This window comes from Nostoc sp. KVJ3 (assembly GCF_026127265.1).
Taxonomy (GTDB): Bacteria; Cyanobacteriota; Cyanobacteriia; order Cyanobacteriales; family Nostocaceae; genus Nostoc.
In genome coordinates, this window is the sequence record NZ_WWFG01000002.1 from 1,786,530 (window position 1) to 1,800,037 (window position 13,508).

9 protein-coding genes are annotated in these 13,508 nt (G+C 42.5%); 8 read left to right on the plus strand and 1 reads right to left on the minus strand.

The window, feature by feature from the left end; translation table 11 throughout:
- Window positions 1–80: 80 nt before the first annotated feature.
- Window positions 81–1,769, plus strand: coding sequence for an NAD(P)H-quinone oxidoreductase subunit 4 (locus tag GTQ43_RS23785; RefSeq protein ID WP_265275184.1), 1,689 nt, complete (start codon window positions 81–83; stop codon window positions 1,767–1,769).
- Between the two features lie 453 nt (window positions 1,770–2,222).
- On the plus strand, window positions 2,223–2,372 hold the full coding sequence (locus GTQ43_RS23790; protein ID WP_265275185.1) for a nicotinate phosphoribosyltransferase: 150 nt from the start codon (window positions 2,223–2,225) through the stop codon (window positions 2,370–2,372).
- A gap of 264 nt (window positions 2,373–2,636) precedes the next feature.
- Here GTQ43_RS23790 and GTQ43_RS23795 read toward each other — a convergent pair whose 3' ends face one another.
- On the minus strand, window positions 2,637–4,517 hold the full coding sequence (locus GTQ43_RS23795; protein WP_265275186.1) for an ABC transporter ATP-binding protein: 1,881 nt from the start codon (window positions 4,515–4,517) through the stop codon (window positions 2,637–2,639).
- Window positions 4,518–4,979: 462 nt separating this feature from the next.
- Here GTQ43_RS23795 and GTQ43_RS23800 point away from each other — a divergent pair, with 462 nt between their 5' ends.
- The 6 genes from GTQ43_RS23800 to GTQ43_RS23825 all read left to right on the plus strand — a co-directional run bounded on the left by GTQ43_RS23800 (window position 4,980) and on the right by GTQ43_RS23825 (window position 13,192).
- Complete coding sequence (locus tag GTQ43_RS23800; RefSeq protein WP_265275187.1) at window positions 4,980–5,822, plus strand: HpsJ family protein; 843 nt, start codon at window positions 4,980–4,982, stop codon at window positions 5,820–5,822.
- Window positions 5,823–5,943: 121 nt separating this feature from the next.
- A complete protein-coding gene (locus GTQ43_RS23805; RefSeq protein WP_265275188.1) occupies window positions 5,944–6,849 on the plus strand; it encodes a glycosyltransferase family 2 protein in 906 nt (301 codons plus the stop codon).
- A 484-nt stretch (window positions 6,850–7,333) separates the two neighbouring features.
- Window positions 7,334–8,098, plus strand: a complete 765-nt coding sequence (locus GTQ43_RS23810; RefSeq protein ID WP_265275189.1) for a DUF502 domain-containing protein — start codon at window positions 7,334–7,336, stop codon at window positions 8,096–8,098.
- Between the two features lie 123 nt (window positions 8,099–8,221).
- Window positions 8,222–8,863, plus strand: coding sequence for a transcription antitermination factor NusB (gene nusB / locus GTQ43_RS23815; RefSeq protein WP_265276532.1), 642 nt, complete (start codon window positions 8,222–8,224; stop codon window positions 8,861–8,863).
- Between the two features lie 579 nt (window positions 8,864–9,442).
- Window positions 9,443–11,086: a signal recognition particle-docking protein FtsY gene (ftsY, locus tag GTQ43_RS23820; protein WP_265275190.1), complete on the plus strand. Its 1,644-nt coding sequence runs from the start codon at window positions 9,443–9,445 to the stop codon at window positions 11,084–11,086.
- Between the two features lie 714 nt (window positions 11,087–11,800).
- Complete coding sequence (locus GTQ43_RS23825) at window positions 11,801–13,192, plus strand: PP2C family protein-serine/threonine phosphatase (protein WP_265275191.1); 1,392 nt, start codon at window positions 11,801–11,803, stop codon at window positions 13,190–13,192.
- Window positions 13,193–13,508 lie beyond the last annotated feature (316 nt).

Sequence of the window (13,508 nt, forward strand, 5' to 3'; positions counted from 1 at the left end):
CGAAGATTTATGAAGAAATTGTTACACAGTTTAGTAAAATGACATAATTGACGAACAAATAAGTATTTTTCCTCATATACATGATAGCGGATCAATTTCCCTGGCTTACCGCGATTGTCTTACTGCCACTCGTTGCTTCCCTGCTCATCCCTGTGCTGCCTGATAAAGATGGCAAGCGCGTGCGGTGGTATGCATTAGGTGTCGGTATCGCAGATTTTGCCTTGATGTGCTACGCCTTTTGGAAACATTACGATGCCAGCAGCGCTAGTTTTCAAATGGTGGAAAATTATGCCTGGATACCTCAGTTAGGTTTTAACTGGGCCGTATCAGTTGATGGACTTTCAGCGCCACTTGTACTTCTAGCCGGATTTGTCACCACACTCTCGATTTTTTCAGCTTGGCAAGTTGACCACCGCCCCCGCTTCTTCTATTTTTTGATGCTGGTGCTGTATTCTGCACAAGTAGGAGTCTTCGTTGCCAAAGACTTGCTGCTATTTTTCATTATGTGGGAAGTAGAACTGATTCCTGTCTATTTACTAGTTTGCATTTGGGGTGGACAAAGGCGGCGTTATGCGGCTACAAAATTTTTGTTGTATACCGCAGCGGCTTCTATATTTATTTTAGTGGCAGCCTTGGCAATGGGGTTATCCGGTGGCGGTGAGATGACATTTGATATAACTGCCCTTGCGAATAAGGAATATCCCCTTGGTCTACAACTGCTACTTTATGCAGGGTTGCTGATTGCATTTGGTGTCAAGCTTGCTGTTTTCCCGATGCATACTTGGTTGCCTGATGCCCACGGCGAAGCATCCTCACCTGTATCGATGATTTTGGCTGGTGTGTTATTGAAGATGGGCGGATATGGACTAATTCGCCTGAATCTTGAACTACTCCCCGATGCACACATTTACTTTGCACCAGTTCTAGCCATTTTGGGTGTTGTCAACATTATCTATGGTGCATTAAACTCCTTTGCTCAAACCAATATGAAGCGGCGTTTGGCTTATTCGTCGATTTCCCACATGGGGTTTGTACTACTTGGTATTGCCTCGTTCACTGATTTGGGAATCAACGGTGCGATGTTGCAAATGATTTCACATGGTTTGATTGCATCGGTGCTGTTCTTCTTAGCTGGCGTTACTTACGATCGCACCCATACAATGGTAATGAAAGATATGGGCGGTATTGGTCAAGCCATGCCCAAAGTCTTTGCCCTATTTACAATCGGAGCAATGGCATCTTTAGCGCTTCCCGGTATGAGTGGCTTTGCTGGCGAACTATCAGTATTCGTTGGGATGACAAGCAGCGACGTTTATAGTTCAACTTTCTGCACCGTCACGGTTTTTCTCGCCGCCGTTGGAGTCATCCTCACACCTATCTATCTACTTTCCATGCTGCGAGAGGTATTTTTTGGTCAGGGGGCAGCACTCATCTGCGATATTAATAATGCAGGTTCAGAAAATCAAGAAGATGAGGGAACAGTTTGTTTTGGTACAGACTGCCTTGTGCCAGAAGATGCAGTATACGACGATGCTAGACCGCGCGAAGTGTTTATTGCTGCCTGTTTTCTGCTGATGATTATTGGTATTGGCTTCTATCCCAAGATGGCCATGCAGATGTACGACGTGAAGACTGTCGCAGTAAATGCGAATCTTCGCCAGTCTTATGCCATAGTCTCGCAAACAAATCCCCAAATTTATGCTAATCGATTATTGGTTCCGCAAATTTCAGAGGTTGATGTAGCACCTATTTTAGGAACCTTGAAGTAAGCTTTTTGAACAAATCGCACTCCCTACCCTCAATGTACTCATAGGGTAGGGATTAGAGTGGGTTATTGGAGCAGAGCGGAAATAACCTTTTGTTGAGAAATATTTTTGGGCTTGGCCACAAGTAATAATCGGAACTATTACTAGTACAGTGCGGCGGAAATAAACCACCCATTCCAAATCAATGAAACCCTCATGCTGTATTCGTTTTTAATTTTTAATTCCGCCCTGCGGTACTAGCCTATTTACCAGACAGGGGTTGAAGAAAGGGCTAGGTTTTAATTAGAATTAAGAAGGAGAATTTGGCTTTTTGACAAAATAAAGTATTGCTAAGTTGTCTGAATAAATATTGCGTATATTATCAATATATTGAGAATTAGTGTCAATCAAGAATATTCAATATTAAAGTATAGGTAGCACAATTAAAGTGGCTCAAAAATAAGGAGTCCAAATATTATGGCTATTTCCAAAATCCTTGCTGATATAACCAGGTATATTTCTGAAGCTGCAATGCGGATTTTTGGCCCTAATGATGATGCTTATCCTGTTATTGGGGTACAACCTTTTACAGGTGAGCCTTACGATAAAAATACAGATGATACCTAGTAGGTGCTGATATAGCATTGATAGAGAATACAGAAGTCAAAATTCAGGATTCAGGCGAGGGCAATTACCGGGAATTTAAATCAACCATATAATTGAAAACCACTAAGCTGTCTTACTTACTTAGTAGGCTTGAGAAAACAGCACAATTAAAAAAGTTGCCCTCCTGTAGATTAACAGTAGGGCTTTTGTTTGAAATAACAATATATCGGCCTTTTCTAATAAATTATCGTCTAATCTCAAACTTGGGATTATTCTCAAAATATCCTAAGTTCCCAACATCTGCAAGTTATGTAAAGTGGCATAAAGCCCTCCTTGTTGCAGCAGTTGATCGTGACTTCCCTGTTCGATTAATTCGCCACGCTTGAGAACAAAAATCCGGTCTACATTGCGAATTGTAGATAGGCGGTGAGCGATAATAATGGCAGTACGCCTTAGCAAAAGCTGGTTTAATGCCTCTTGAACTAAAGCTTCTGTCCCAACATCTAAACTAGCGGTAGCTTCATCTAGTACTAAGATTTGGGGATTGCGAATGGCAGCCCGTGCAAAGGCTAAAAGTTGCTTTTGACCATTAGAAATATTTGTACCTCGTTCTCGAAGTTGAGTATCATAACCTTGGGGTAGTTCTTCTATAAACTGGGCAATGTTGGTTTCTTCTGCTGCTTGTTGAATCTGTTCAATGGTATAGCCATCTCCTAAAGAAATGTTGCTTTTAACATCGCCAGCAAACAAAAAGCTTTCTTGTAAAATTACTGCCATGTATCGCCGCAGTTCTGCCTGTGGTACTTCTCGAATATCTACCCCATCAATGAGAATGCGTCCTTGGGTGGGTTCGTAAAGACGGCACAAAAGCCGGATAATCGAAGTTTTGCCCGCACCTGTAGGGCCAACTAATGCAATTTTTTCACCAGGACGAATGGTAAAATCTAAGTCTTTAATTACGTAATCATCATTTTTGTAAGCAAACCAGACGCGATCAAAGCAAATCTCTCCTAATTCAGGCGGAGAAGTGAGGTCTGGGGATTCTAGATTTGCTACGATCTCGTCTATGTAGCCGAATTTAGCATCAAATATTGAGAAACGGACATTGGCGCGATCGCGGATTTCTATCGGTTCATCTAATATATCGCCTACCCGTTCAATGGCAGTGAAACCAGCTTGAATTACCGTAAATTTTTCCGCAAAATCCCTTAAAGGGTCAAATAGTCGCTGGGCATACAAGATAAATGCAGATAAAGTTCCAAAAGCTAAACTTTTTCCTAACAGTAGCCAACTACCCATGTATAAAACAGCTGCGATCGCAATCAGAGCAATCCATTCTAGGGTTGCTGAAATAAATGAATCATAAAAGATGGTTTGATCTATTTGCTCAGTATAGCGGCTGTTGGTCGAGCGAAACAGTTCGGCATTAAATTTTTCCCGGCGGAATAACTGCACGACGTTAATGCCAAGCACATTTTCTTGTAACTGTGAGTTGAGGATAGAAAGTTCTTCCCGCCCTTTGTAGTTGGCTTTGCGGTACTGCTGCTGAATGTAAACAATTAAGCAGGTAACTGGTAACAACATCAATAGCAGCAAGCAAGTGAGTTGCCATTGGACAGAAAACATTAAACCTAAAATCACCAGCATGGAAAACAAATTAGACACGATGCCAATTGCCCCAGTGGAAAAGACATCGCCTAACACTTCCACGTCGCTGGTGATTCTGGTGATTAATTTACCTACGGGTGTGCGGTCAAAAAACCGTACTGCTAGAGATGTTACGTGCTGGAATAAGTCTTGGCGAATTGCTGCGGTGATTTGTTGCCCTAGTTTCTGTACTAAATAACCCTGATAGCCTGTCAAAATCAATCGGATGGCGATCGCCGCAAACAACAATCCCTCTAGAATATTTAGTCCTTGTGGCAAGGGGCGATTCCTGAGAAATTCGTAAGTGCTTGGTTCTTTGCGAATTAGGGAGATAACTTGGCCAATCAACAGAGGTTGTATGGCATTAGCTAGCGCAATGGGTATGAGTAGCAACATCGACAGCGTTAAAAGTCGTCCGCTACGACGGGCATAAGGCACTAGACGCAAAAACAACCGCCAGTCGTTTTCACTCCGACGATGTTGCGGATAAGATTTTTTGAGAAATTGGTAGATGCTCATAGTAAGAGCATTATATTAATGTTTGCAAAAAAATACGCTTGTTTGAAGTAGCGTTTGGTCTCTTACTCTGATACCATGCCTAAGATAAAAACCGCAAGACTCTGATGTAGTGTACTACGCTATTTCACACACAGAATGGCAGCCGGATGATTCCCTTTGCAACACTCAGTCCTGAGTGCCTCGGCAAGCGAGTAAGTCAAAAAACTACTCATCACTTCGGTTAATTAATCAGTCTTTTCTTACATCCCCGCATTACATTCGTATTTTAAAATACTAGGAATTTCCTGAAGACACTGTACATAACAAATGTTACTGTGGCCTAGTTGAAAACCAAGAGGTGGAGAGCCTTTACCGATATTGAATCTGCTTTATATTTCTACACAAAAGTTACACTCATGGGCACAATATTCAAGTAGCTTGAAATATGAAAATCACTCGTATTCACCGCCAGTTTGAAAAACTATGGTTAACCGTTTTGCTTCCGTGAGTACCGCCCTCACAGTTAAGGTAGTTGGAATAATCTGCATTTTGTCCTTTTTTGTGGACTTTTTGATTCTATTGTTACCCTTTCAACCGACCGATCGGGTATGGCAAATCAACTTGGCAACGGCGCTAGTTGACAGAGGAATTGTTCCTCTGGTGGGACTAGGGCTGTTGTTTACTGCCTATTGGATTGAAAGCGCTGATGCAGGAAGCGATCGCCCCCAAGGGATCGACTTAAGATTTCCCGCAGTGATCCTCTCAAGTATTTTAGGGTTGATGTTCTTGCTGATTTTTCCCCTGCACCTCAATAACGTCAATCAAGCTAAGACTCAAACACTCAATCGAATTACCCAAGAAGCAGATCAGGCAGAAACTCAACTGAACACTCGGTTATCGCAATTGCAAGCACAGCTGAATACCGATCAGGGAAAAGCTCAACTAGAACAACTGCGAAGCCAAACCAAAGCTCAGTTTAGTGAAATCCTCAAAGACGATCAAAAATATAAGCAAGCACTTGAAAGCTCTCAAATTCCCCCAAATATCAAGGATTTACTCAAGAAGGCTAAAACAGATCCCCAAGCACTTGACAAAGCTATCGAACAACAAACAGATATTCAGACGCTGCGAACTCAACAACTAAGCCAAGTTCGTCAGCGTAGAGACGAAGCAGAACAACAGGCTAAAGATAGTGCTTGGAAGTCTGGACTACGGATTGGGATTAGCAGTTTGCTGTTATCCATTGGTTACATTATTATCGGCTGGACAGGTTTAAGAGGTAGAGGTGCTGTACAAGGTGGTAAACCCAGAGCTACCGCCCGTTAATCTACTATTAGCATGGCAGTAGTAGGTATAATTTCTAACTGTTTATACTGCCATGCAGCTAAAAGCTAGTGTGAATAAAAAGGCAATTATTAGTTAGTAAAATCGCTATAAAACTTAGGTAATGTTTTCAATTTACATACTGACATATAACGAAGAGCTAGATATTGCTGCTTGTATCGAATCAGCGATGCTATCGGATGACATCATTGTTGTGGATTCATGCAGTAGCGATCGCACTGTGGAAATTGCCAGTCGCTATCCTATCCGCGTCGTCCAACACGCTTTTGAAAGCCACGGTCGCCAACGCACTTGGATGTTAGAGTCTATTCCCCCGAAGCATGAATGGGTTTACATTCTTGAAGCTGACGAGCGTATGACACCAGAACTGTTTGCAGAATGTGAAAAGGCAAGTCAGAACCCAGCCTATATCGGTTACTACGTGGCTGAACGTGTCATGTTTATGGATCGTTGGATTCGCTACAGCACACAGTATCCCCGTTACCAAATGCGCCTCTTCCGCCACGGGAAAGTGTGGTTTACAGACTACGGTCATACTGAGCGGGAAGTTTGTGAGGGTGCAACTAGCTTTTTAAAAGAAACATACCCACACTACACTTGTAGCAAAGGCTTAAGCCGTTGGATTGAAAAGCATAACCGTTATTCTACAGATGAAGCTCAAGAAACGCTGTATCAGTTAGAACAAGGAGAGGTCAACTGGCAAGATTTATTCTTTGGTAAATCGGAGGTTGAAAAACGTCGCGCCCTCAAAGATTTATCTTTGCGTTTACCCGCCAGACCATTGCTAAGGTTTGTATATATGTATTTTATGCTAGGTGGCTGTTTTGATGGACACGCTGGACTTGCCTGGTGTACATTGCAAGCATTTTATGAATACTTGATTTTGCTTAAAGTTTGGGAAATGAAGTATCTACCAAAACCTAATTTAGATGTAGCAGTTTTGGCACAAGATAGTACACAACAGTTGCAGCGTGAGGATTCTGAAACTACAAAGGCTGATGTGGTGTAAAAGGGACTGGAGATTAGAAAGATTCTTAGATCGGGTGGATGTGCGATCGCAAAACCATAATTTTTCAGAAATAGGGTAGCACAGCTAGCTGTGCTACCCTGCCGTATTTTAGAATCACCATAATAAATTAATATTTTTAACAGACCATTTTCATAAAAGGCGCTCCCGATAAAATAACTCCTCAGTTTACCTGGTAGTACTTTCACAATCATGAGCAGCTTTTGATGGAGCGCGATAGATTAGTAATACCTAATGACTTGCAACAATCATTTACAAGTCTTCCAAGGAAAAGTAACATCCTCTGAGAATAACCAGCCGCTATTGGATTGGTTGATATCTATGTGTATGCTTGTAGAAAAATAGCTGATTTCCAGCCACAAGTACGTGTTTTTGCCGTAGCAGCTAGGCTGCTAGTGTTTTGGATAGTTACTTGCGGCAGAAATTGCTTCAAGTAAAACCTTTGCTATTTGACGAATTTGCTGGTATGGATACCAATAACAAAAGTTCCTCTAGCTTAAAACAGGAGAATCGGAGCTTGGTAATCGATCGCCTAAAACAGGACTTAAAAAACGACCTGATTGCTGGTTTGTTGGTAGTAATTCCCCTAGCAACCACTATCTGGCTGACAATTACCATTGCTAATTGGGTCATCAACTTCCTCACCCAAATTCCCAAACAACTAAATCCTTTTGATGGGTTAAACCCAATTCTAGTAAATTTACTGAATTTATTGGTAGGATTAGCAGTACCACTACTGTGTATATTATTGATGGGCTTGATGGCTCGCAATATTGCTGGGCGGTGGTTGTTAGATTTTGGTGAGCGATTATTACAGGCAATTCCTTTAGCAGGACAGGTATATAAAACTCTCAAACAGCTTTTAGAAACAATCCTAAAAGATTCTAATGGCAAGTTTCGTCGGGTAATCTTGGTAGAGTATCCCCGCCGAGGAATTTGGGCGATCGCTTTTGTTACTGGTGCAATCAGCAGTGATATCCAAGCCCAAATGTCTCGCCCCGTCCTAAGTGTTTTTATCCCCACCACCCCGAATCCTACTACTGGATGGTACGCAGTCGTTCCTGAAGACGAGGTGGTGAACGTCTCTATGTCCATTGAAGACGCTTTTAAAATAGTTGTATCAGGTGGCATTGTCGCCCCTAATACACCCTTGGTTTTCCCCAAAGAGTCTAATCTGGAAGTCAAACACGACGAAATCAAGCGGCAAGTTATTCCCGTTGAAGAAACTTAAAATCAATCTGGCAAAGTCACAAGCAAATGCGTAATGTTGTTGTTTGACTGTGCCAAAATTGATAAACTTGTAAGTTTGCCCCGCCTAGTTAATCAGTTCTCGCACAATCACCCCTCATTATTTATGCAGCCTCGTAAACCCCAGCAAATTGCTCGTGAATTGGCGCTTTTAAGCCTTAGCCAATTGCCAGTTAACCCAAAGAAATTAGATACATTACCAGACGATCAACTAGTATCCAAGTTGGTGCTAGGAGCAGTACGCACCCTGACTTCAGAAGTGCAAGATACCCTCGATAATGCCGCCGGAGAACTGCAACGCAGTAACGATCGCCTTTTAAGTAGCCAAACTCGGGCCTCCGACCTCAATTCTGCTAGAGCAATGCTTCAAGAAGCGATCGCTTGCACCCAAACAGCAATCAATCAGTTGGGTACAGCAGTTGATTTCCCAGAATTGATTCAGCTAGCTAATCAGGATAAGGGAGTTCGTAATTACGCTAAAGAGCTTGTGATCACCGTCAACGAGAATCGACACATTATAGATGAACTCCTTTCTACTGCCTTAGTAGATTGGCAAGTAACTCGCCTCGCCCAAATTGACCGCGATATCCTGCAAATCGCTGTGGCAGAAATGAAGTTCTTAGGAGTTCCAGACAGCATCGCCATCAACGAAGCTGTGGAACTTGCCAAACGCTACAGTGGAGAAGACGGTCATCGCTTTATTAACGGTGTTTTGCGCCGAGTCACCGATCAGAAAAAAACAGCATAGTATCGGTGCGTAATTCGTAGTTCGTAATTCCTATGGAGATAAATCTGGAGCCGCAGAAGCGGCTTCCTCGGAGCGGAACTTCTCCCTTGGCGCTAGCCTCTCCCTTTCGGAGAACTACGGTGTACACACAAGTCGAAAAATCCTCTACCCACATTTTTGTCAGAGTGAAACTGTCACACCCACCGACATCCCGGCCAGAAATGAAGAGAGCAGGGGGAGCAGGGGGATTAAACTAAGCTAGACACTTGGGATGGGGTTTCTACCTACCTGAAGATACAAGGATTTATTCGCGCCACTTGCGGGCGAGGTTTTGAACCTTTACTTTTTTTATAAAGTTCAGGGCTGTGAGACTCGGAATTCATTCCGAGGCGGGAAAGAAACGCAGTGCGAGAATTATTGCGTATACACCCTAGCTTTGGGAGAAGGGGAGATGCTGCGCGAACCAAAGGAAGCTGATTCTCCTCAAACTGACTACGAAAGGTGAGGATAACCGGGAAGTTTTTACCCTAAGAAAAAGTGCAAAGTTAAATTAAACTCATAACTTATAACTTAATAACTCATATAACTAATACTGCTGCAATGGTTTTTAATTGGTTCCGCCGTCAACATAACGATTCCTCTGAGACTCCCACTGATAAAAAACAGGAAGAAACCACTCCTGCACAAGAACCCCAACCAGAGTCAGCCGAAGCCTCAACTGCTGAAACTGCGCCAGACACAACGGCAGACTTGTTGGCATTTGCGAAAGCTGCTTACAAAAATATCCAGCAAAAACAACAGACTGAGGTAGTAGAAACCCCGCCCGATTCAGCAAATGCCTCAGCAGAACCTGAAACCGCAGAAATCACTGAACCAGAACCAACTGAGGAACCTGTTAGTACAAGCCCAGAAACAGCACAGCTAGAAGTTATCCAAATTACTACTGATGAAGGAAGTACAGAAGATTCCTCAGTAGTTGCAATTGCTGAAGAGTCAGATGTCGAAAGCCCAGAAATAATAAGCAGTGAAGTTGAACCAACACCCACTGAACCACTAGCTACGCCAGAGGCAACGCAACCAACAACACCAGTTAGTTTATCCTTCTTAGAACGGGCGGCGGCAGAACGGCAAGCAAAACTAGACCAACTAATAGCTACCGCCATTGAAGTCCCAGAACCGGAGGTAGTACAGCCAGTAGGGGCAACAGCAGAGACAGGAGAGGAAATTCCCGGATTAGAATTTGATGATGGGTTTGTCTGGTCAGCGAAAGTTTTAGCCGCTCAAGGTAGAAATCCAGAAGACGTTTCTATTGAAGAAATTACCTGGCTGAAAAAGCTCCGGCAAGGGTTAGACAAAACTCGCCGGAGTATTCTCAACCAATTAAAGGCGATCGTTGGTCAAGGGCCGCTTAATCAAGCTGCTGTAACAGAAATTGAGGCATTGCTTCTACAAGCTGATGTGGGTGTAGAGGCGACAGACTTTATTATCAATGCCTTACAGACAAAACTTCGGGATGAAGTTACTGCACCGGAAGAAGCGATCGCTTATCTGAAAAAAATTCTTCGGGATATGCTGGATGCACCAAGCATTGCATCCCACAAAACTAGCTTTACCCCAGAAAAAGAAACCTTGAACATTTGGTTAATCACTGGGGTAAATGGTGCCGGTAAAACCACCACCATCGGCAAAATTGCCCACTTGGGACAAAAATCTGGCTATAAATGCTTGATTGGCGCAGCAGACACCTTCCGCGCCGCCGCCGTCGAACAGGTGAAGGTTTGGGGCAGTAGAAGTGGTGTAGAAGTAATTGCCAATCCGGGAAAAAATACAGATCCGGCAGCAGTTGTGTTTGATGCGATCGCCGCCGCTCAATCGCGGCAAACCGAATTACTCTTGGTAGATACAGCTGGGCGACTGCAAAACAAGAAAAATTTAATGGACGAACTCGGTAAAATTCGCCGAATTATCGACAAAAAAGCCCCAAATGCCAAAGTAGAATCCCTTTTGGTTTTAGATGCCACTTTAGGTCAAAATGGATTGCGGCAAGCCGAAGTTTTCTCCCAAGCTGCCCAACTGAGTGGTGTTGTCTTAACTAAACTAGATGGCACCGCTAAAGGCGGCGTTGCCCTTGCCGTTGTGCAACAGCTAGGTTTACCCATTCGTTTTATTGGCGCTGGTGAAGGAATTGAAGACCTCCGTCCATTTTCAAGTTATGAGTTTGTCGAAGCTCTCTTGAGTGGCTAATTCAAAAATTTGGAGTTAAAATTTTTTCTTGACAAATTGATAAATTTAGAGGTAACTGATCTGGTATTATCACTTGAACTAACTAGAAACAGTTCAAGTAAGTCGGGATATCTGTACGTTCCACTTCAGGAGGTAGGAGGCAGAAGGAATCCCCATAAATAAATTCAGGGGTTTTAAAGGAAGGTGTTGCTGATTGCGGCATGAAAACGATTGTGCATTGCGGTGAAAAATCCTTGTAGAGACGTAAAATTTTATGTCTCTACATTCAAGTTCATACCTCGATTCCGCAACGCCTAAAGAAAGTGGCAAATTTCAGGGCTTATAGGTTTGAACTCAAAAAAGTTCTCGTTTCCTAGTTGCCTATACTCAAACAGTGACTCGAAAGCGTTATAAATTATTCTTGGAATAAAGTATTTTTATGACTTTAGAGATATGCTTTGGGAATTAAGTTATGAAAAAAGGAAAATCTTTCTGAACTATCAACGAAACTAGTAATTTTTACGGATTGAGTTTTAACTAAAAATACATGATTTGAAATGACTAAATATTTCATCAAAAATCCGATAAGCAAATAAAATACTGATAAAAGTTGTCTGTTACGTCTTTATACTCTTGCTAAAGGGACAAGTCTTGTCTAAATATGGTTTAGCAATGCCAAAGCCAAAAAGTTTATAAATAATCTAAAATCTGCCAATATAAAGTGCAATAGTACCTGTGCCTGTGTCTCAACTGCCCTCTCAACCCACTGAAAACAATAGTAGTGCCGCGACGGATGTCACACCAGTCGTAGCACTCAAAGAACTCGTGGCAAGGTTGCACCGCGAACAGAACAAAATTCAAGATTTGCTCAGTTCTTTAGGATTTGCCCTGAGAAGTTTCAATAATTTGAATCAGTTTTTGGAACTGATTCCCTTAATGGCAACAAGAGTGACAGATGCAGACGGTAGCGCCTTGTTTCTCTACAAACCTAATGGTCAAGTCAGGTTAGAACAGTTACATTGGCAAGATAGTGGTCAGCGTAAGAATATCCGCAAAGCCCTAGAGATAGCTAGCAGTCAAATCACGCTTTTGCCCAATACTGCCCCTCTAGCTAATGCAACAGGGATTTTGGACGATCAGATGCATCGCTATTTAGGGCCAGATGTGCAAATTTTTGGGACGGCGATTCTAGTAAAGCATACAGAAAGGGGATGGCTCTACGTATTGAGCCGCGATCCAGAATATAGTTGGACAGAAACTAGGCAAAAGTTGGTTAGATTAGTTGCAGATCAAACAGCAGTAGCGATCGAAAACGATGAACTAGCTGTAGAACTGAGGAAAAAAGAACGTCTAGACCAAGAACTAGAAATTGGCGCAGAAATTCAACGGCGACTTCTGCCACGTCAATGCCCTACAATCCCTGGTGCAGTTTTAGCGGCACGTTGTAAACCTGCAAATCGTGTTGGTGGAGACTACTACGACTTTATTGCTACTAATCAGAATAAGATTCGGTCTAAGACTAAAGGCGACACGGAAACTAGTCGTTGGGGTTTGGTTATTGGCGATGTCATGGGCAAAGGTGTCCCTGCTGGGCTGATTATGACGATGATGCGGGGAATGCTACGGGGAGAAGTGCTACATGGTAATTCCCCAGCAAAAATTCTGCAAAACTTAAATAGAGTTATGTATGCGGATTTGGAAAATTCCCACCGCTTTGTAACACTATTTTATTCAGAATATAATCCTCACAGCCGAATTTTGTCTTATAGCAATGCAGCACATAATCCTCCCTTGTGGTGGCACGCAGCCACGAAAACTGTCAGCCGTTTAGATACTCTAGGAATGTTAATCGGTTTGGACGCTAATAGCCAATATGAAGATGCTCATGCACAGTTAGAGCCTGGGGATACAATTATTTACTATACAGATGGCTTGACCGATGCGGCGGCGGCTGGTGGCGATCGCTTCGACGAAGATAATTTTGTCGCTGACTTCAATACGGCTTGTAAGTACTGCAATGGGCCAGAGGAAATTGTGGATTACCTATTTGACCAAGTTCAGCAGTTCATCGGTGCTGATAAGCAAAACACTGATGATATGACACTGGTTGTTCTACAAATTTTATAGATAGTGCGTAAAAGCCCAAACCAATAGTGATTTGGTGGCTGGGGATTCACTACAGTGATTCTACTAAATTTAATTTTTTATTTATTTTTTCTTTTAATTTCCGTAGCGATCGCCCAAATAGTCGCGCATCAACGTTTTATCAAGACTTGGTTGTATTTAGCTTTTAGGATAATACATAAAAAATGATCCTTAGAATACATTTATGTTCAAGTAAAAACTATATATTTTGCACATCTAGCACAGTAGGAAACGTCAAGGGAGAGAGCAGGTAAAAGGTAAAATGTACAAGGTAAAAAGTCAAAGGTAAATTTACTTC